At 44.9% G+C, this 18,964-nt stretch carries 25 protein-coding genes; 11 read left to right on the top strand and 14 right to left on the bottom strand.

Annotated features, from left to right (window positions below):
* Nucleotides 1-116: 116 nt before the first annotated feature.
* Entirely contained in the window at nt 117-488 is a 372-nt protein-coding gene (locus VM802_RS01390) for a hypothetical protein (protein ID WP_325527178.1), read from the bottom strand.
* A gap of 569 nt (nt 489-1,057) precedes the next feature.
* Between VM802_RS01390 and VM802_RS01385 the strand changes: the two genes are divergently transcribed.
* The 3 genes from VM802_RS01385 to VM802_RS01375 all read left to right on the top strand — a co-directional run bounded on the left by VM802_RS01385 (nt 1,058) and on the right by VM802_RS01375 (nt 2,999).
* Nucleotides 1,058-1,795 (top strand): hypothetical protein, encoded by a 738-nt coding sequence (locus VM802_RS01385; protein WP_325527176.1) that lies wholly within the window; start codon nt 1,058-1,060, stop codon nt 1,793-1,795.
* A gap of 81 nt (nt 1,796-1,876) precedes the next feature.
* A complete protein-coding gene (locus tag VM802_RS01380) occupies nt 1,877-2,533 on the top strand; it encodes an alpha/beta hydrolase family protein (RefSeq protein ID WP_325527174.1) in 657 nt (218 codons plus the stop codon).
* An 85-nt stretch (nt 2,534-2,618) separates the two neighbouring features.
* Nucleotides 2,619-2,999, top strand: a complete 381-nt coding sequence (locus tag VM802_RS01375) for a tautomerase family protein (RefSeq protein WP_325527172.1) — start codon at nt 2,619-2,621, stop codon at nt 2,997-2,999.
* Nucleotides 3,000-3,313: 314 nt separating this feature from the next.
* Here the strand turns inward: VM802_RS01375 and VM802_RS01370 are convergent, their stop codons facing one another.
* The 3 genes from VM802_RS01370 to VM802_RS01360 are packed head-to-tail and all read right to left on the bottom strand — an operon-like array spanning nt 3,314 to nt 4,925.
* Entirely contained in the window at nt 3,314-3,907 is a 594-nt protein-coding gene (locus VM802_RS01370) for a dihydrofolate reductase family protein (RefSeq protein ID WP_325527170.1), read from the bottom strand.
* A gap of 50 nt (nt 3,908-3,957) precedes the next feature.
* Nucleotides 3,958-4,443 carry a VOC family protein gene (locus tag VM802_RS01365; protein WP_325527168.1) on the bottom strand — a complete coding sequence of 162 codons (486 nt, stop codon included), beginning with the start codon at nt 4,441-4,443 and terminating at the stop codon, nt 3,958-3,960.
* A gap of 47 nt (nt 4,444-4,490) precedes the next feature.
* Entirely contained in the window at nt 4,491-4,925 is a 435-nt protein-coding gene (locus tag VM802_RS01360) for a VOC family protein (RefSeq protein ID WP_325527166.1), read from the bottom strand.
* A gap of 152 nt (nt 4,926-5,077) precedes the next feature.
* Here VM802_RS01360 and VM802_RS01355 point away from each other — a divergent pair, with 152 nt between their 5' ends.
* Both VM802_RS01355 and VM802_RS01350 read left to right on the top strand, forming a co-directional pair.
* A complete protein-coding gene (locus VM802_RS01355; protein WP_325527164.1) occupies nt 5,078-6,064 on the top strand; it encodes a GlxA family transcriptional regulator in 987 nt (328 codons plus the stop codon).
* A 139-nt stretch (nt 6,065-6,203) separates the two neighbouring features.
* Complete coding sequence (locus VM802_RS01350; RefSeq protein WP_325527162.1) at nt 6,204-6,800, top strand: 2'-5' RNA ligase family protein; 597 nt, start codon at nt 6,204-6,206, stop codon at nt 6,798-6,800.
* Nucleotide 6,801: 1 nt separating this feature from the next.
* On the opposite strand, the gene VM802_RS01345 is transcribed toward VM802_RS01350, so the two are convergent.
* Nucleotides 6,802-7,428, bottom strand: a complete 627-nt coding sequence (locus tag VM802_RS01345) for a CatA-like O-acetyltransferase (RefSeq protein WP_325527160.1) — start codon at nt 7,426-7,428, stop codon at nt 6,802-6,804.
* Complete coding sequence (locus VM802_RS01340) at nt 7,425-8,120, bottom strand: HAD family hydrolase (RefSeq protein WP_325527158.1); 696 nt, start codon at nt 8,118-8,120, stop codon at nt 7,425-7,427. Before VM802_RS01340 ends, VM802_RS01345 begins: the two co-directional genes overlap by 4 nt.
* 117 nt (nt 8,121-8,237) lie before the next feature.
* On the opposite strand from VM802_RS01340, the gene VM802_RS01335 reads away from it, so the two are divergent.
* Entirely contained in the window at nt 8,238-8,840 is a 603-nt protein-coding gene (locus VM802_RS01335; protein ID WP_325527156.1) for a Crp/Fnr family transcriptional regulator, read from the top strand.
* On the opposite strand, the gene VM802_RS01330 is transcribed toward VM802_RS01335, so the two are convergent.
* On the bottom strand, nt 8,841-9,527 hold the full coding sequence (locus VM802_RS01330) for a hypothetical protein (RefSeq protein ID WP_325527154.1): 687 nt from the start codon (nt 9,525-9,527) through the stop codon (nt 8,841-8,843).
* A 166-nt stretch (nt 9,528-9,693) separates the two neighbouring features.
* Between VM802_RS01330 and VM802_RS01325 the strand changes: the two genes are divergently transcribed.
* Nucleotides 9,694-11,271: a Na+/H+ antiporter gene (locus VM802_RS01325; protein WP_325527152.1), complete on the top strand. Its 1,578-nt coding sequence runs from the start codon at nt 9,694-9,696 to the stop codon at nt 11,269-11,271.
* A gap of 206 nt (nt 11,272-11,477) precedes the next feature.
* Here VM802_RS01325 and VM802_RS01320 read toward each other — a convergent pair whose 3' ends face one another.
* Both VM802_RS01320 and VM802_RS01315 read right to left on the bottom strand, forming a co-directional pair.
* Complete coding sequence (locus VM802_RS01320) at nt 11,478-12,398, bottom strand: polysaccharide deacetylase family protein (RefSeq protein WP_325527150.1); 921 nt, start codon at nt 12,396-12,398, stop codon at nt 11,478-11,480.
* Entirely contained in the window at nt 12,398-12,796 is a 399-nt protein-coding gene (locus tag VM802_RS01315; protein WP_325527148.1) for a DoxX family protein, read from the bottom strand. Before VM802_RS01315 ends, VM802_RS01320 begins: the two co-directional genes overlap by 1 nt.
* Before the next feature lie 86 nt (nt 12,797-12,882).
* On the opposite strand from VM802_RS01315, the gene VM802_RS01310 reads away from it, so the two are divergent.
* Nucleotides 12,883-13,725, top strand: a complete 843-nt coding sequence (locus VM802_RS01310) for an AraC family transcriptional regulator (protein WP_325527146.1) — start codon at nt 12,883-12,885, stop codon at nt 13,723-13,725.
* A gap of 112 nt (nt 13,726-13,837) precedes the next feature.
* Here the strand turns inward: VM802_RS01310 and VM802_RS01305 are convergent, their stop codons facing one another.
* Nucleotides 13,838-14,125, bottom strand: coding sequence for a hypothetical protein (locus VM802_RS01305; protein ID WP_325527145.1), 288 nt, complete (start codon nt 14,123-14,125; stop codon nt 13,838-13,840).
* A gap of 144 nt (nt 14,126-14,269) precedes the next feature.
* Between VM802_RS01305 and VM802_RS01300 the strand changes: the two genes are divergently transcribed.
* Nucleotides 14,270-14,857 (top strand): SMI1/KNR4 family protein, encoded by a 588-nt coding sequence (locus tag VM802_RS01300; protein WP_325527143.1) that lies wholly within the window; start codon nt 14,270-14,272, stop codon nt 14,855-14,857.
* Here the strand turns inward: VM802_RS01300 and VM802_RS01295 are convergent.
* A complete protein-coding gene (locus VM802_RS01295) occupies nt 14,845-15,840 on the bottom strand; it encodes an AraC family transcriptional regulator (protein WP_325527141.1) in 996 nt (331 codons plus the stop codon). The genes VM802_RS01300 and VM802_RS01295 overlap by 13 nt on opposite strands.
* Before the next feature lie 128 nt (nt 15,841-15,968).
* Between VM802_RS01295 and VM802_RS01290 the strand changes: the two genes are divergently transcribed.
* Complete coding sequence (locus VM802_RS01290) at nt 15,969-16,364, top strand: nuclear transport factor 2 family protein (RefSeq protein WP_325527139.1); 396 nt, start codon at nt 15,969-15,971, stop codon at nt 16,362-16,364.
* A gap of 253 nt (nt 16,365-16,617) precedes the next feature.
* Here the strand turns inward: VM802_RS01290 and VM802_RS01285 are convergent, their stop codons facing one another.
* Nucleotides 16,618-16,818, bottom strand: coding sequence for a hypothetical protein (locus VM802_RS01285; RefSeq protein WP_325527137.1), 201 nt, complete (start codon nt 16,816-16,818; stop codon nt 16,618-16,620).
* 215 nt (nt 16,819-17,033) lie between these two features.
* On the opposite strand from VM802_RS01285, the gene VM802_RS01280 reads away from it, so the two are divergent.
* On the top strand, nt 17,034-17,339 hold the full coding sequence (locus VM802_RS01280) for a hypothetical protein (protein ID WP_325527135.1): 306 nt from the start codon (nt 17,034-17,036) through the stop codon (nt 17,337-17,339).
* Between the two features lie 161 nt (nt 17,340-17,500).
* Here VM802_RS01280 and VM802_RS01275 read toward each other — a convergent pair whose 3' ends face one another.
* Both VM802_RS01275 and VM802_RS01270 read right to left on the bottom strand, forming a co-directional pair.
* The gene (locus VM802_RS01275; RefSeq protein WP_325527133.1) at nt 17,501-17,962 is read right to left on the bottom strand and encodes a DUF983 domain-containing protein; all 462 of its coding nucleotides are present in this window, start codon (nt 17,960-17,962) and stop codon (nt 17,501-17,503) included.
* Nucleotides 17,963-17,979: 17 nt separating this feature from the next.
* Nucleotides 17,980-18,858: a helix-turn-helix transcriptional regulator gene (locus VM802_RS01270; RefSeq protein WP_325527131.1), complete on the bottom strand. Its 879-nt coding sequence runs from the start codon at nt 18,856-18,858 to the stop codon at nt 17,980-17,982.
* Between the last annotated feature and the right edge of the window lie 106 nt (nt 18,859-18,964).

Raw genomic sequence — 18,964 nt, 5'->3', positions numbered from 1 at the left:
TAAATATAATGAATACCCAGATAAAACTTAAAGTCTATGATGATATAAAGAAATAAGCTCCCGGTTAATGAACCATCGGGAGCTTACTTTACAATACCCAAACAGAAAAGTAATTATTACTTTATTACTTCATCTCCTACTATTCTGAAATCGACAGGAATATCACCATTAGGTAATCCTCCTACCAGTAATGTACAGCCGAGATATGCTTCACCTCCTGCAGGAACAGTTATGGTAATCGTTTCAACATATGGCTGGGGATAATTTGGATTCTCTTCCGTACGTTCAACAGTAATCTTGTGGGCATGGGTGTCCGGGTTCTCAGCATAGGCACTCAATGCATTCCAGCACTGGCCTGCTTTGTTCTGGATAAATACACCATTACTTACGGATGAAGATTTCTTAACCGGGTGATTATCTTTTGCGTACACCTGGAATACGCTTGAGAATGCAAGACCTGTAGCAAACAAAACAATGAATTTTCTCATGGTCATTGAGTTTTTCTGTTAACAAAAATTGAGAATACTTTTGCTAATCTAGTCACTCAATATGACCAAACTGTTAACTTAAAATAAACTTTGTAACGATGACTCCATCGAGTATGAAGAGAAACAAGAAAAAACTGAAAAATCAAAGAAATGGGAACAGCTCACAGATGCAAATAATCAGACTCCTGACCAAAGGCTTCCAGAGGGGAAAATTGTATCAACACCAATCATATTAAGAAAAATAAGCGTATTTACAACTTGCTGATTTAATATCATTTACAGTGTATCTCCGCATCAAGTCCACCTCTCCTTCATGCATCCTTCGTCTTTCCTTCGCCTTTCTTCCATCTATCCTTCCATCAGTCTCAGTTTAATCCTTGTTTTAACCTCGAAAAAAGAAGCGCTGTCGTAATACTTTTTTAACACGGCCCTTTTGCTAAGAAAGCGCTTACCATCCTTTAACTCTCCTGAAAAATTCGACGAATAACTCAACATATACTACCTTTACGCCACCTCAATAAACCCCAATTTCTTACCCTTTTATTTCTTAATTCTTAAACAAAAAAGAAATGAACCAACTAAGACTTTCATGTACGCTCGTTTATGCAACTGTGGTAGTTTTCTTAACCTCTTGCGGCGGAGGTAACAAAACCAATACTACCAACGACACAGCTGTAACAAACAGCACCACCCCAAACACAACACCTGCAACAAACACCGTAATTACCACACCGCAAAACATGATGATATGTATTCACAAAGTGGCAGACTTTGCGAAATGGAAATCCGGCTACGATACCGGTGATTCCATGCGATTAGCCAGTCAGATACACAGCCACGTTATTGGCCGTGGCGTAAAGGACCCCAATATGGTGCTGGTAGCCACAAGAGTGGATGATATAGCCAAAGCAAAAGCATTTGCCAAAGCTCCTAATCTGAAAATGGCCATGCAACAAAGCGGAGTAACGGGCACCCCCACATTCAGCTTTGTTACAATCACCTTTCAGGATACCGCTGTTATTGCAACAGACCTTCGATCCAGCACAACATTCATGGTTAAAGACTGGAATACCTGGCAAAAAGCATTTGAAGAAGGCAAACAGGCAAGACTGGATAATGGCTTAACCGTAAGAGCTTATGGACATGATGTAGATGACAATCACAAAGTAACACTGGTAGTAGCCATCACTGATTCAGTCAAAGCCGATGCTTACTGGAAATCAGATGCGCTTAAAGAAAAACGAAAGGCAGCAGGAGTAATTGGAGAACCCGAACGATTTGTTTTCAGAATAGCACAGCGGTATTGAAAGTATTCTTTAATCAGATAAAGAGGGGAGACATCTATTACCAGAAGGTTTTTGCAGGAGATGTCTTAATTTTGATTCACCATGAGTATGCAATCTTTCAAAATAGAGGTCTCCCCGTCAATAGGCGAAGTTTCCGCCAGGTATATCCCAGCAGAAAATGCTAAATGTGTCTGCACACTGGCACATGGTGCTGGCGCTGGTATGAATCATTCTTTCATGGAAACACTGGCAGATGCTCTCTCTAAAGTCGGAATCAGTACATTGCGGTTTAACTTCCCGTTCATCGAGAACAAGAAAGGCCGGCCGGACACCCCCGCAGTTGCCCATGCTACTATAAAGGCAGCCATTGCAAAAGCACATGAACTAAATCCTAAGTTGCCACTGTTTGCGTCTGGTAAATCTTTTGGAGGAAGAATGAGTTCCCAACTCCTGGCAGCACATCCTGATGGTTCAGTGAAGGGTATTGTTTTTTATGGATTCCCGCTTCATCCTGCCGGTAAACCCTCTGTTGAGCGTGCTGACCATCTGAAAGAAATAAAAATACCTATGCTTTTTTTACAAGGCACCAAAGATACACTGGCAACTACGGAGCTGATCACCACCGTATGCAAATCCTTAAAGAAAGCCACCCTGATACAATTAGAGGGAGCAGACCATTCCTTTAAAGCAGGGAAAACTGATACGATGTCATTACTGGTATCCGATACCAACAAATGGGTAGAGAAAGTGATTAAGTAATTGAATCAGCAACCGGCATTCTCCTCACGCAATATCTTACAAGACCATTCCACCAACATATCCTAATATTGTTAAAAAAACAACCATGCCATTTGTACAACTCTATCTCCCTGAGAGATTCGACAACAAAAGAATCGACAATATCTCTGAAGCCGTGCACACCAGCCTCATAGATGTATTCGCGATTCCGCCCAAAGACTACTTCCAGGTGGTACACTCTTTAAAGAAAGAGCACCTGCGCTACCCCGATGAATACATGAACATTCCGCACACAGACGATCTGATTTATGTACACATTACTGCCAGGCATGGAAGAACCGTGGAAATGAAACAACGCCTTTACAGCTCAATTGCGAACAAAATTGCCACATCAACAGGTTGCAGCATCAATGATGTGGTGATCGTTCTTAGTGAAAATGCTCCTGAAAACTGGTCATTCGGTCAGGGGATAGCCCAGTATGTATAGCTGAATGGCGCACAACCGCTCAACGAAATGCTATAGCGTTATAGCTGACTTGTTATGACCGAAGTGATTCAGGTGACAAGCGAAGACAATAACAGCTTATAAAAGCGGATGTCCCATTTTGAATGAATCAAAATAGGACATCCGCTTTTATCTTCGTACATCACCTGAATCACTTTAATCATAAAAAATCACAGTCCGGCTTTCTTCAATCTTTCATTCATCGCACCGATAGCATAGAGATGATTTAGCCCGGCAAAGGAAATAAAAAGTCATCATACTATATTAAAAACGATCCATCATCTTTTCCAGTGGAACTACTCCGCCACCCGCAATGCGGCGTAATGCAACAACACGACCCCAGACTTGAATGATTTGGATTGTATGAGCCGCATCTCTCTTCTTTCTTTCAGCTCTCTGAACAGTGGCTTACCTTTTCCTAACAGTACCGGATGTATCCAGAGTTGGTACTCATCAATGAGGTTCAGTTCAATCAATGTTGCTACCAATCTGCCGCTGCCATAAACGATAATGTCCTTTTCCTGTTCATGGCGGAATTGTTTCAGCTGTTTTATTTCATCGTTAAGGTTTCCCTTAATTAATCTTGAGTTATTCCACCGGGCGATCTTAAGGGTTTTGGAGTATACCGCTTTATAGTGCCTGTTCATCATCACTGCGTATGCGACATCGTCTCTGGGGCAGAGCAGGTCTGTAGCCCTACCGGGCCAGTATTGAGCCATGGCTTCATAAGTGTTGCGGCCAAGCAGGATAGTATCTGTCATGCTTAGTTCTTTCGTCAGCCTTTCTCCCATATCGGGAGTCCAACTTTCGAAATGCCAGTCCAGCTCGTTATCCGGGCCGGATATAAATCCATCCAGCGTTACATTCATTGATACTATCACCTTTCTCATACCCCGAGTTTTAAATGAGGTTATTCTTAACCATTAGTGGTTGCCATTTTTCAGCCGGCATAGGCTTCTTCGAGCTTTTTAATATCTATTTTGCCCATTTTCATCATAGCCTGCATCACTCGGCCTGCCTTCTGAGGATCCGGATCGTTCAGCAACCTGCCAAGTGAGGACGGAATGATCTGCCAGGATAAACCGAATTTATCTTTAAGCCATCCACACCTCTCCTCAGAACCACCCTGGGAGAGTTTTGCCCAGTACCCGTCTACTTCTTCCTGTGTTTCACAGTTCACGAAAAAAGAAACAGCAGGTGTAAACGAAAAGTGTGGTCCGCCGTTAAGTCCCATGAAGTTTTGTCCTTCCAGCTGGAAAGTCACAGACATCGCCGTGCCCTTGGGCAACGGCGCGCCTTCTCCATAGCGGGAAACGCTACCGGCCTGCGAATTTTTGAAAACAGATAGATAAAAATTCATTGCCTCCTCTGCATTGTCATTGAACCAGAGGAACGGGGTAATTTTATTTGCCTGGATATTTGCCATGGCTGATAGCGTTTGGTGATGAGAAATAACTGTTGAAGTTAAAAAGATCAATTTCCGGCGGCGGCGGCATTTTCCGGGCTATTGATGAAAGCGGGGTCCATCCATATCAGTTCCCATACATGACCATCGAGATCACGAACACTCCTGGTGTACATAAAGCCATAGTCTTTAGCTTCGCGCACTTCTTTTCCTCCGGCTTTGATCGCTGTATCAGCAAATTCGTTCACCTTTTCCCTGCTATCGCGGGAGAGACAGGTAAGTACTTCAGAGACAGAGGCATCTGCAATGGTGTTACCCTCAGGCAGGAACTCCTGAAACTTTTCATGGGTGAGCAGCATGGAGAAAATATCTTCGGAAATTATCATACACGCGGCAGTATCATCAGTAAACTGCGGGTTGAAGGTAAAACCCAGCTTGCTGAAGAAATCCATTGACTGTTGCAGGTTTTTTACCGGGAGATTGACGAAAATTTTTGTTGCCATGGTAAGAGAATTTTTAAGTTAAATGATTCGTTTGTGATGTTGTTGAAACAAAAGTACGCCGGGTTATTGTTCGGCATGGGGGGAGTAAACGACGTTATTGGGGTTGTTTGCGACTTTTTAGTTATTTATCTTTACCAGGCAAAACAGACGTTATGAGACACGTTTCCATCCTGATTCTCAACGATGCAGTACTAGCCAGCATTGTAGACCCGAATACCATATTCTCGGGGGTTAACAGTTTCCTGGAAGCCGCTGGGGAATCACCCCGGTTTAAACTCCAGTTCATCGGACTTACTGAACAGGTGAAGCTTAATAATGGGCTCTTTAGTGTTAATACAGATGCGCTGTTGCATGAAGTGGCCAAAACCGACCTGGTTATTGTACCTGCCATTGGCGGGGACTTCAAAACAACGCTCGAAAAAAACAAGGACTTCATCCCCTGGATTGTAGACCAGTATAACAAAGGTGCCGAAGTGCTCAGCCTTTGCTCCGGTGCATTTATGCTGGCTTCCACAGGGCTGCTGGATGGTAAAGAGTGTTCCAGCCACTGGATCTCTGCCAACCTCTTCCGCGAAATGTTCCCGGAAGTGACACTGGTAGACGGCCGCATCATTACCGAGGCGGAAAGACTGTATTCCAGCGGTGGTGCAGCCTCTTACTGGAACCTGTTACTGCACCTTGTTGAAAAATATGCAGGCCGCGAAATGGCCATCATGGCATCTAAGGTATTCGCCCTGGAGATAGACCGCAAAAGCCAGTCACCCTTCATTATGTTCAACGGACAGAAAAAGCATGAAGATGAACCCGTAAAGCAGGCCCAGGAGTTTATTGAACAGAATGTGTCTGAAAAAATATCTGTGGAGGATCTGTCCGTACGGTTTGCCATAGGCAGAAGACATTTCGAAAGACGCTTCAAAAAAGCGACCAACAATACCCCGCTGGAATATATACAGCGCGTGAAAATGGAAGCCGCCAAAAAGAAACTGGAAACCAGCAACATGAACGTCAACGAAGTGATGTACGAGGTAGGATACTCTGACCTCAAAGCATTCCGCGCCGTCTTCAAAAAACTTACCGGCCTTTCCCCAGCCGACTATCGTAGCAAGTATAACAGAGAGGCGGCCGTGATGTCAGAATAGCAATTAACTAAACGACAATATAAAGCCAGGAATCGCCCGTGATTCCTGGCTTCTTTTTTCCCGCACAGTCATTCGGAATCCTCACAACTTTTAACCGCCGGCATTTGTTATATCTGTTACGACCTAACAGACCGGACACATGTATGTTTCAGGAAACGGACAACTATGCTTGTTTGACACCGAAGAGATGGGCAGCACCCATCCCATCAGCGAGTACTTTATCCTGATCCCGCCAGACAGCAGGATCACCGGGGATTTCAGTCTACTCAAGGCCATTCTGCATGCCGAAATACCCTTATCACCCGCTAATCTCCGTTCCATAGCACACATCTCCCTCTTTAAAATAAGGTCACGCGGCAATGAGGAACTGATTACCCAAAAGGTTCATCATGCATTGCACGGATTAAAGAAGTTCCCTGTAAAGCTGCACGGCGCAGGTATTTTCACACATGGTAAAGTATCGGCAACACTCTATGTAAATATCGAAGAATCAACATCCATACAACATCTGCATCAATTGCTCATCAATGAATTCCGGGCCAGCCACAGAACACTGATTCCACATATAACCATTGCCAGGTCCATTCCTATAAAATACCTGGCACAGTTGAAGACCATGTTGCCGGTGTTTGACTATAAAGATGAATTTATCTGCAACAGGATTATCATCCTGAAAAAGAATATCAGCAACATGGACACCAGGTATCACCCTTTTAAGGAGATTTTCCTGGAATAAACTATTGCCCGTTCATCTTTTGCTGGAATAACTCCAGGAACTGCGCCACATGGACGCCATCCATCAGCGCATGATGTACATGTACAGATACCGGCATCACCTTCCTGTCTCCTTCTTCTCTGATCTTACCAAAAGAGATCTTCGGGCAACTATCCTTAAATGAGAAGCTGCGTGCATGCGAGATGGCCGTGAAGCTGATCCACGGCAGCGATGAATAGTGTATCACATTCTCTCCGGATACCGCCGGCACCAGGCCGGTACTCTGTTGTACGTTCTCCACCTCCTTCTGCGCATGTACTTCAAACTCACGGAAATCCTCATAGTAATCCATATAGGCAAAACCGAAGGTTCCATCAGGGCGGTTAATGGTAGGAGATGCATGTACCTGGTCATACACCCATACTTCACCATCTACAATGCGGTAGCGGAAAGGAACCGTATTATTGATAGCTGCCAGTGAGCAGTGCATGTACAGCAGAAAGAACGATACACCTTCTTCCTTTGCCCTTTTATAGGCATGTGTACAATCCACTTCTACACACACTCCGAAAAAAGGTTCTTCAAAACGGCTGAAGAAATTGTAATGGTCCTTCCTGGCCCAGGTATTCAGATCCAGTAATTGTTTCATGGCAATAAATGCGGTAATATTTCAGTAATGGTCTTCACTTCAAAGAAGCGTGGACTCTCTACTTTATGGTCTATTCTTTCATGCACCCAGGTAGTGTGATACGGGATATGCACTGCGTGTCCGCCAATGGCGAGTACTGGCAGCACATCTGACTTAAGGGAGTTCCCCAGCATCAGGAATTCTTCCGGTTTGCAGTCCAGGTGCTTCAGTAATTTCTCATATCCTTTCTCATGCTTGTCGCTCATGATCTCTATATGATGGAAATAATGCTCCAGGCCGGATTTTTGCAGCTTGCGTTCCTGGTCAAGCAGATCTCCTTTGGTGGCTACTACCAGTTTGTATTTGCCATAGAGGGCTTTCAGCACGTCCTCTACGCCATCGAGCAGCTCAATAGGCTTGTTAAGCATCTCTTTACCATATTCTATTACTTTTGAGATAGCTTCGGGGCCAGCCGTATGGTTGGATACAGTCAGTACGGTCTCTATCATAGACAGCATGATGCTCTTAATTCCATATCCGTATAACGGCAGATTGGCCATTTCGATCTTATACAGCTCCTGGGATACGCTGTGATGCGGCAGGTAGTCTTCGAGCAGGCTACAGATCTTCTGCTCTGTTTCCTGGAAATACGGCTCATTCACCCAGAGCGTATCATCGGCATCAAAAGCTATTACGTTAATATTTTCAATCATTATTCTATATTTAATTTCGACGTTTGCAAAAATATATGCAGCATCATAAAAAAGCGGGACATTTGTCCTACATCACTCAATTATATGCTCCGGACGAATTTAGCCTTATTATCATTCATGGAAAGCCTGCCCGCCAGCTACGGTATTGTACAAAAATCCTTTAAGCCTGGCGATATTCTGATCCGGCAGGGCGATGATATTAATCAGGCTTACGTTATCATAGATGGTATCGCTAAGTGTTATATCAGGGAAGATAACGGCAAAGACTATATTTTCGAATTTCTGGGAAGAGGGGAAATCACCGGCGACCTGGAAGCCATCCAGAAAGCGCCCTGCCTCTGCAATATTGAGGCACTAACCGCTATGGAGGTATATGTTCTTCCCTACCACCTCTTTTCACGCTTTATGCTTGAAAAGCAGGAATTCAATGAGCTGATAGTAAAGGAGTTGGTTACCCGCATTGTGCAGACCTGCAGGCGGGCATCTTATCAGCAGCTTTATCCCGTAGAATATGGCCTGCTGCGGTTGCTGATGCTGGAAGCGGATCAGCAAATATCTTTCTCCAAAAAAGATATGGCCGCTTACCTGGGCATTTCTGTGCGCAGCTTCAACAGAACGATCCATGATCTTCGCGCCAAGAATGTATTAGATGAACAGGATCTCAGCATTGGTATCACGACGAAAGAACTGGAACAACTGCTGCGCAGGTTTGAAGAGTGATCAGCGTAGCATCTCCGGTTTCACGATCTTGATTACAGCAATGGCAATGATTGCCAGCATCACCAGCAATATCACCCAGTATCTGCGCTTTACATGCTCCTGCGCATTCCTGTTACGCTGCACCTGAATAAGCTGCCATATCAATAAGGCGGTTAAGAGTATTGCGCTGCTCCCCACTATGATTTTGTTACCTGACAAATAAACCGCCATCATCAATACCAGCAAAAGAATGCTGCCAACGTACCGGTATTTCTCCGCAGGTGTCTTAATATCTCTGTCAGCAAACGGTTTTATCCGTTGCAGGATCGATTCCAATTCTTCATATCGCTCAATCTCAGAAGGGATCACCATGACGTCACTCTTTTCCATACCTCTGATGAAAATGTTTCCATCTTTGTCTTTGGCAATCTGCAGGATCTCAATAAAGTTAAATGAAAGTGGTGGCGTGTTGTACTGTTCCCGGGTGATTGCATCATCGGAAATCGTAACTGTATAACTGGCCAATAGCCGTTGCTGACTGCCAGTACTCATATATAGCCTGATGATAAGCACCATCACCACAAGCGCAACAGTGATCATCAGCTCTGTTGCATTATTACCAGGCACATACCATAACAAAATGGTAAGACCTGCCGCCGCCGACATTACAATCAGCGGGAGTCGCCTTATCAATGCCTCCTTTCTCATTGTGGCAAAGGATTCCGGGTTTATTTTGAACTGCATCATAGATGAACAGACAATTGAACAGGCAGAAAGATACTAAAGATGCCCGATGCTGCATAATTTGAAAATTACTAAATTCAAGCCCAAATCAACTCCTTACATGCACCACACACTGTTGCTAATTTTAATTTTGCTGTTCGCTGTTTTCATGCTCGTTATGCTGGGCCAGAAACTGAAGATCTCCTATCCTATTTTCCTCGTACTGGCCGGTCTGGGTATTGGATTTATTCCCGGAATGCCGCGCATTGAAATAGATCCGGAGCTGATCTTCCTGATATTCCTGCCCCCACTGTTGTATGAAGCCGCATGGTATACCTCCTGGAATGACTTCTGGAAGTGGAAACGGCCAATATCCCTGCTCGCATTTGGCGCAGTGATATTCACCTCCGTAATTATTGCCTACATATCAAATTCCATGATTCCCGGCTTTACGCTGGCACTGGGCTTCCTGCTGGGTGGTATTATCTCGCCCCCCGATGCTGTTGCAGCCACCTCTGTACTGAAACATGTAAAAGTACCGCGACGTGCCATCACCATACTCGAAGGTGAAAGCCTTGTGAACGACGCATCGAGTTTGATCGTTTTCCGGTTCGCACTGGCCGCTGTGATAACCGGGCAGTTTTCTATGCAGCTCGCTGTAAAAGATTTCTTCCTGGCTGCAGGCATGGGTATTGTAATTGGTCTGGCCATTGCGCATATCATGTATGTGATACACCGTTTCCTGCCCACCACGCCCGGCATTGACGCGGCGCTCACCGTAATGACGCCCTATTTCATGTACATAGCTGCAGAGCAGTTCCACTTCTCCGGCGTGATGGCAGTAGTAAGCGGCGGGTTATTCCTTTCATATCGCTCGCATGAAATATTTAGCACCGGCGCCACACGCATGCAGATGCTGGGTGTCTGGAGCACATTGATATTTGTGCTCAACGGCATCATCTTTATTTTGATAGGGCTGGAACTCCCCACCATCGTAGAAGGGCTGGGTGATTACTCCATAGGCGACGCCATTAAATACGGACTTATCATCAGTGCACTCACTATCCTGATCCGTTTACTCTGGGTCTATCCCGCTACATTTATTCCGCGGTGGCTGAGCAAAAAAATACGTACCAACGAGCCTAGCCCTGGTTGGAGAGGCCCGTTAGTAGTGAGTTGGGCTGGTATGCGCGGCGTGGTATCGCTGGCATCTGCATTATCTATCCCGCTGCTCGCCAACGGACAGCCCTTTCCACATCGTAACCTTATATTGTTTATCACCTTTATCGTGATACTGGTCACATTGGTATTTCAGGGACTCTCGCTTCCTTTCCTGGTAAAACTGATTAAGATTAAAGAGATCGATGACATTACACCGGAAGAAGAGCAGGAAGCCGGTGTCAGGCTTCACCTGATGCGGGCTGCCCTCAATCACCTCAATGAAAAATACGCTACCGAAATCATCGGCAATGAACTGGTTGGCTTCCTCAAAACGGATCTCGAACATAACATATCCAATACACAGGCACGCCTCGCCTCACTGGAATGCGACGATACAGAAAAAGAAGAGGTGGAGCTGTATCAACGTGTCCTGCTGGACCTGTATTCCGTGCAACGGAACGCCCTTTTCCAGCTACGTCGTGAAAATACCTTCAGCGATGAAGCGATCCGCCACCAGGAATTACAACTGGATCTCGATGAGCTGAAGATAACAAGACCCGAGCACTGACAATGATTATTGCAATTTGAACGACTATCCTGATAAGCGGAGATTGTACAGATTCATAGTTTAGAAGATAAAATTGAAGGGCCTATCCTGCAATTACTTTAGCAGGATAGGCCTTCAATTTTATCTTCAACCATCACCAGCATCACAATAATCATATAAATCACAGTTCAGACAATTACTTGCTACGATCTCCGCTCATCCTGAAATTATTCCCGGATAGTGTGTTTATCCGCCAATGCCATTTTTGCGATTTCATCTTTACGCATGAATACAACACCTTTCTGACGCTGCATATAGGCAAGCAGTTCACTGGTTGCCTTTACCAATTGTGGTGTACCACCGATACGGTCGTGAAAGCTGATCGACATCATTCTGCGACGGGTGGCTGCTTCTTCATACAGTTGATCAAACTCCATTTTCACCTGGTTCAGGAACTGATCGGAAGAAAACCATTGCCCGGCGATGAGTTGAATATCATTGCAGCGCAGGGTGTAAGGCACTACTGCAAAATCTTTCCCATTGACAGTAGTGATAAAAGGTTCATCCCGGCTGAGGTCATCAATATGGTACAGGAATCCCAGTTCCTGTAGTATTTTAAGCGTGTTTTCCCCTCGCCGCAGCCAGTTGGCATTGTAACCTACAGGAGTTATGCCTGTAGCCTGTTTCACAGCATCTACGCCATCCTGAATAAAACGCTTTTCTTCTTCATAAGGCAGCATATATTGAGATGACCAGTCACGGCCATGCGCGGCGGCCTCGTGGCCACGTTGTACTATTTCCCGCGCCAGTGTGGGATTTCTCTGCACAGCGGCGCCCACCATATGTGAGGTTACTTTAATGTGGTATTTGTCCCAGTTATCAAGCATACGGGGAATGCCTTCTTTGTAACCATACTGATACCAGGTGGCGGCGGGCAGGTCTTTGTAGCCTTTCTGCATATTCTGCGGAAATGGACTTTCTGCGTTGTCCGGCTGGCCACCGGCTTCAAACTGCATGGAGATGGAAACGATCAGACGCGAACCATCAGCCCATTTACGCACAGGCTGCGCCATCAGTGACGAAGGGACTGCAAGGCCTGCCAGTCCGGCTATACCGGCTGTTTTGAGGAACTCTTTTCTTGTAACCATTATCTTTTAATTAAATGATCCAGGGAGATAGTATTGTAGGAGAGAAATGTCAGCAAAGCGGCGAAGAATGCAGCATGGATAAGTTGCGAAGGCAGCGCTTCCCAGTTTTCGATCATGACAGTGCCAAATATCAGCATCACCATTACAACACCGCCGCCAATCAATGATATACGGGTAAACAATCCGAATATGAGTAACAGACCGATAGCAAATTCGGCCAGTGGCAAAGCATAACTGAAAGGTGTTATCATAGCGGATGGCAGCATGGATTTTTCAAAACTCTTCACCATCCAGGCGCTGAAACCCTGGAGCTTGGGCAGCCTTACCAGGCCGTGTCCAAACATACTGGCTCCTACAGCCAGCCTGAGCAATAAAAATACGATTGCGTTGTTTTCCATTTGCATAATTTTTACAGGCTCAAAGGTCAATCGACGCCAGGAAAAAACACTTGTACAATTCTGGGATCATTCTGTACTTTTGTAATATGATACAGGAGAACTTATATCAACCCTTTGATATTGAATACAGGGAGTGTGAAGAATGTCCGATAGACGCGCACAAGCATAACTTCTTTGAGCTGGTGTACATTGTGGAAGGAACCGGCACACAGTGTGTAAATAAAAACCAGTTGCCTTATGCACCTGGTAAGCTATTCCTGCTGATGCCGCAGGATTGCCACTCCTTCGAGGTAAAGGAGCCTACCAGGTTTTTCTTCATCCGCTTCAATGATATTTACCTGAAAGACCAGCCCAAAGACTGGATTCAGCAATTGGAATTCATCTTCCAGAATAACAATCATATGCCGGGCTGTATACTCAAAAACAAAAATGATAAGCCGCTGGTGAAATCATTGATAGAGGCGCTGATAAGGGAAGAAGTAAACAAACAGCATTATCATAAGGCGTTATCGCAGCAGATTGTGAATACAATACTGATGGTGGTGGCGCGTAATATTCTCTATCAACTGCCGGAACAGCCGCAGATACAATCCAGGAACGGGGCTTCACTCAATATCCTGCACTATATCCACGAAAATATTTATGTGCCCGAAAAACTGCGGGCAGAACAGATTGCTGCTCACTTTAATATTTCTCCTACTTATCTCAGTGAATATTTCAAAAGGAATAATGGCGACAGCCTGCAGCAGTACATTACGCAATACAAACTGAGACTGGTGGAAACAAGGCTGCAATACAGCAGCATGCGTGTGGGGGAGATAGCCTATGAGCTTGGATTTACAGATGAGAGCCATCTCAACAGGATCTTTAAAAAGTACAAGGGCGTCAATCCTTCTGCATACAGGAAGGAAATGCAACAGGTAGCCTGACCAATAAATAATTCACAGCAAAGAGCCGGCTTTTAGCTTTATAAAGAAGTAATCATTCTTCTCAATAGCACTAAAAGCCGGCTCTTTGCTGTGAATTACTTATAAAAAAAGTTTACGCTTCTTCCTCTTCATCATCTTCTTCGCCGTCATCCTCGAGCCACTCCATGTAAGAGTAGTACCAGTCCTCCAGCTGCTCCAGCAGTTCCTGTTTCTTCTCCGGAGAATCTTTATAAAACTCTTCTACATTATCAATCTCTTCAACAATGTCAATGTAGGCAGTTTCTTCGTCTTCTTCCACACGTTTGGCAAAGAAGCGGGGTTTTTGGGTATGAAAAATATATTCATTCTCCGGGTCCGTTACTGGATCGTCTGCGATCAGAAATTTAGGTAACTGTGACATAATGTGTTATTTACGTTTTAATGATCTTCGCTGTATATGAGTTACAAAAGTATCGATAATTGATCAATAAAAAACACCACGAAATAGGATTGAAATTATTGCTGAAATTTCACATCTTTATACCCAGGTTCAAACCGATTCCATATGCAAGACTACTGGACAAGGTGGGAGAACTGGATGCAACATCACGCCCCGCCCCTACTGAACATCCTGAACCCTGGTGTTAACACCGACACCATCACATCCCTTGAAAGGCTTACCGGAACAGCACTTCCGGCCGACTTCAAAAATTTCTATGCTATTCACAACGGCCAGCAGCGTAAGCGCACCGGCCTCATAGATGCAGATCAATTACTGCCTGTGGAAGAGATCATAGAAGTATGGCACCGCTGGCAGGATCTTCTGGATGCAGGCACTTTCATGCACAATGATGAACCATTCGCATCCGAACCGGATACGGGCATCCGCAACAACTGGTGGAATCCCAAATGGATTCCTATCACCAGCGACGGCTTCGATAACCATCTCTGCATTGACATGGACCCCGCACCGGAGGGCCGCACAGGACAGGTGATCGCCTTCTGGCACGACGACGGCCACCGTGAAGTAATAGCCCCCTCCTTCCGTAAATGGGTGGATAATTACGTTTCCGGCCTTGAAAAAGGGGAGTATGTTTTCATTAAGAAATGGGGCATTGTGCGAAGGGATACCAGCTTTAATTACAACGACTGATAATTTACCGGTGTGCTGCCGGTCCACCGCTTGAAAGCGCGCGTAAAGGCACTCAATTCATTATATCCCAACATCCATGAAATATCTTTCAGCGGATAATTTCCGGACGATATATAATACAGGGCTAATGACTTCCTGACCTCATCGGCAATCTCCTGGTAGGTAACGCCTTCGTCTTTTAACCTGCGTTGCAGGCTGCGGGTACTCATGTTGAAGTTGGACGCCATATCTTCCAGGGAAGATACGCCCAGGTAGGAATTGGCCAGTAGGTAGTTGAAAATACGTATCCGTAAGGTTTGTGCACCGGCCTTTTCACTACCTAACGTACTTACCTTCTGCAACAACATATTCTGCAGGTCGTAGTTCGCTGTGAGTATCGGCTCATCCCAGTAACGGGCATCAAATACCAGTGAGAATTCGCCGGAACGCTTAGTGGGCATGCAGCGAAATACACGCTCATACTCAGCTGCATCAGAAACAGTATAAGGCAGTCTCACCACAGAAGGCGCAATCTTTTCCAGCACCAGGCCGTCAAGTTCATGTATCACCATTACCAGCAGGGTTTCAGCAAGCCACCTGAACGGCTGTGGCGGCACACCATTGAAGGATGTTGCCGGTATCAGCTGTACGGTAAATGTTTTGGTATTGCGCGATAATTCCATCCTGCATTGATCTGTAACCAGGCGAATGAGCGCCGCCGCATGTGTAAGCGCTTCCCCGACAGTAGCGCTGGCCTGAATGATCTGGCCAACAATACCTAATGCAGTAGGTTGTAGCGATGCCGCAAAATGCAATCCAAACAAAGGATCATTACTGAGACGCGTGGCATTGAGCCACAAAGCATCCAGCTGTTGTGCAGTGACGGGCGGACTGTTCCTCTTTTTCAGTGATGCCAGATCCAGGCCGGATAGCCTGCAAAGCCGGTCTGCATATACATCCCGTTGTATGGCGTAAGCAATGATGCTTAATATGAGTTGTTTCATATGATAAAGATATTCATCGCTGAGATGATAAAAAAAGGTATGTCATGAAATGATAAACGTTTGTCGTGTTATGATAACTACTATCTCTCTCTCCTGTACTAGTTTTGCAGTATCAAAAATTCACAATCATGGAAAAACAAACATTCGAAGTAGTAAGAGAATTTGTAACAGCCGTACAACAGGTAAACCTCGAAACACTAGGCACACTGCTGCATCCGGAGATCACTTGGCAGCAACCTGGCAGCAATCGTTTTTCAGGCACCAAAAACTCCAGTGGAGAAGTATTTCAGATGGTAGGCGGTATGTTTGAAGTATCTCAGAATACCATGCGGCTGGCAGATATAAAGTCTATTACTGTAAACGGCAATCAGGCCGCAGTACTGTTACGCTGGACAGCCTCCAGACAGGGAGCAGCACTGGATACGCATAACGTAGACGTATATACGGTAAAGGATGGCAAAATAGTAGCTGCTACTGTATATGCAGAAGATATCGCGCAGGAGAATATGTTCTGGGGAAATTAGTACAGCAGGCCGGCTTCCGGGAATACGGGCCAATCCGGGAGCCGGTTTTATCTCCAGATCCAACGTTTCTTTTTACGGGAAGTCATGTTATGCTGATATGGATATGGCAATACCCATCTCTATTTTTTGAACACTCTTGTCGCAGCATGACCACCATTGGCAATACCGGTTATCAATCCTCCCATCAGCACCATTCCACAAACCAGGTAGCGACTTCTGTGAACAGCAGGCGCCTATATATCTTTCCAGCTGATCATCCCTGAATCTGCCACAAACGGGTCCCCATACTGTTTTTCAGAACAGTAACAATTTCAGCATCCGTCATTAAGGAGAAATCGATTATGGTCCTGTTACAACTCATACAATGCTTTCCTACAGCAGTGCCGGTCATTTCATCCCAATTCTCCATGCAAGGTGTAGGAACAGACAGGTACAGACCTTTGGCGTTATTCATAGGCATAGGATTACCTCTATGAATATACGAATTTTTCACGTTTCAAAACCGGAGATTTCCTGGTTCATTCATCTATCTGTGTTAAAGCCCTATCCATAAATGACTAATTATCAACCGCTCGACAAGTATAAAACTTAAATGGCATTAAAATTGGAATACTCCCTCCGGAATCAGCCACTAGCTGATTGTTAAAAAAAACTAAAACATATATAACAATGAAAGCTCCAAAAAAAATTTCAGCATTTCTGTTCGCTGCCGCGCTGGGTACAACCGTTTCATTAGCAGCCGGATCCTCCTATGCACAGAATAAATTCGACAGCACCATGAAAAAAATTGGTAACAAAACGGCCTCTATCGCAGTGAAAGGTGCTTCAACCGTAGCAGACAAAGTGTATAAAGGCAAAGTAGGCCCTCACGGTGAAACCGTATACATCAACAGAAAAGATCAGAAATACATCGTGAATGAAAAAGGGAAAAAGGTTTATTTGAAAGCCTCCCAGATCCACGATAAAAAAGACTAAGGTTTGAGTTTTAGTCGTAGTTTAAAGGCCGGCAGGGGACAACTCTCCGGCTTTTTATTTTATTACTTATGCCTCAAAACGGGATCAGCCTTCAGGCTCCTGTGAAGCATATCTCCACTGAACCTGAAGGCTGATCCCTAACACTTAATCCTATCTTCTATCTATACCAAATTCTTAAATGTAGCATTTACCCTGCCTGTACCTTCCGGTGGCCCCTGATACCATTCCTTATCATATCTTACAAAGAAGGCCATCCATATTGTCCTGGACCATCTCATAATCAGTGGCTGCAAAACCAGCAGCAGCAAGGCATTGAAACCCAGCCACCAGAAAAGCCTGTTATCGTATATGGAAAGACCGATAAACACCCACCATGCAATAAGACTTGCCACACACACTGCTACAGACAATGCATAACTCACGTAGCCGGTACCATAATAAAAACCCACCTCTACCTCCACCTGTTGTCCACACACAGGGCAGGTATCAGGCATCTTCATAAAATTCTTCAGGCTGTAGGGATTCTTTTCTGTAAAAATAGAACCACGCCTGCAACGGGCACATTTATTCGTAACAAGGCTTTTGAGAAAGTTTGGTTTCTCATGATTTTTATCTGCACACATATCTTAATTGTTTTTTATCAGGAAATATTTTTACGGAATTCTTCCGGCGTGATGCCCGCATATTTTTTGAAGAACTTCGTGAAATAGGAATTGTCGGCAAAGCTCAGCTGATAAGCAATGGTGGAGATACTGATATCTGCATTGATCAATAACCGTTTGGCCTCCAGCAGCACGCGGTCCCGGATGATCTCGCCGGCCGATTTACCCAGCATATGCCGACAGAAGGCATTCAGGTAATTGGGCGTTACGTAAAGTAATGCTGCATAATCTTTGGGCAGATGCAACTGCATATAGTGCTGTTCCACCAGCTTACGGAAATTACGCAGCAGTACATAGTTATGCGGTGCTTCCTGCTTTGCAGATCCCCTGCGGGTAGCACGCCCTACCTGGATAAACATTTCCATCAGCAGCAGTCGCAACATATCATGACCATATGCCTCTTCACCATCTATCTCTCTCAACATTTTTTCAAATAGCTCAGCTACAACAGCCACAGCCTGCTTAGGAAGCTGTACCACTCCTTCCGTGCTAACACCACTGAAGAAAGGGAAACGCTCCACATATTCCGCGTCCTGTAAAAAAGAGTTAAAAAAACTTGCAGATACATTGACAACATAGCCTTCTGTCTTTCCTTCAAAAAACCAGCTATGCACCTGTCCGGGGATCATAAAGTACAACTGCCCGGCTTTCACAGGAAACCGTTCGAAGTCGATAGTATGGCTGCCGTTACCCTTGGTGAAACAAGCCAGATGGTAAAATGAATGCCGGTGCGGGAAGTGTATATCCTGGTGTGCTGCGAGGTAATCAGTAAATCGCGCCACTAGTACGTCTTCCGCTGCAGGCTTTCCCATGGACAGGGAACAGATGTCATATGTAGGAATATGTGCCTTTGACATGATATAGCAAAGGTACAACGCAAGGAAGATAACGGGTTGTGCTATTGGGGTCTTTAATGGTACTTTTTACTTATGATGTTTTATCAACTATTAACCCTCAGCTATT

Origin of the sequence: Chitinophaga sp., assembly GCF_035538455.1 — a bacterium.
Classification (GTDB): Bacteria; Bacteroidota; Bacteroidia; order Chitinophagales; family Chitinophagaceae; genus Chitinophaga.
This window is presented reverse-complemented; position numbering and strand designations above follow the sequence as displayed.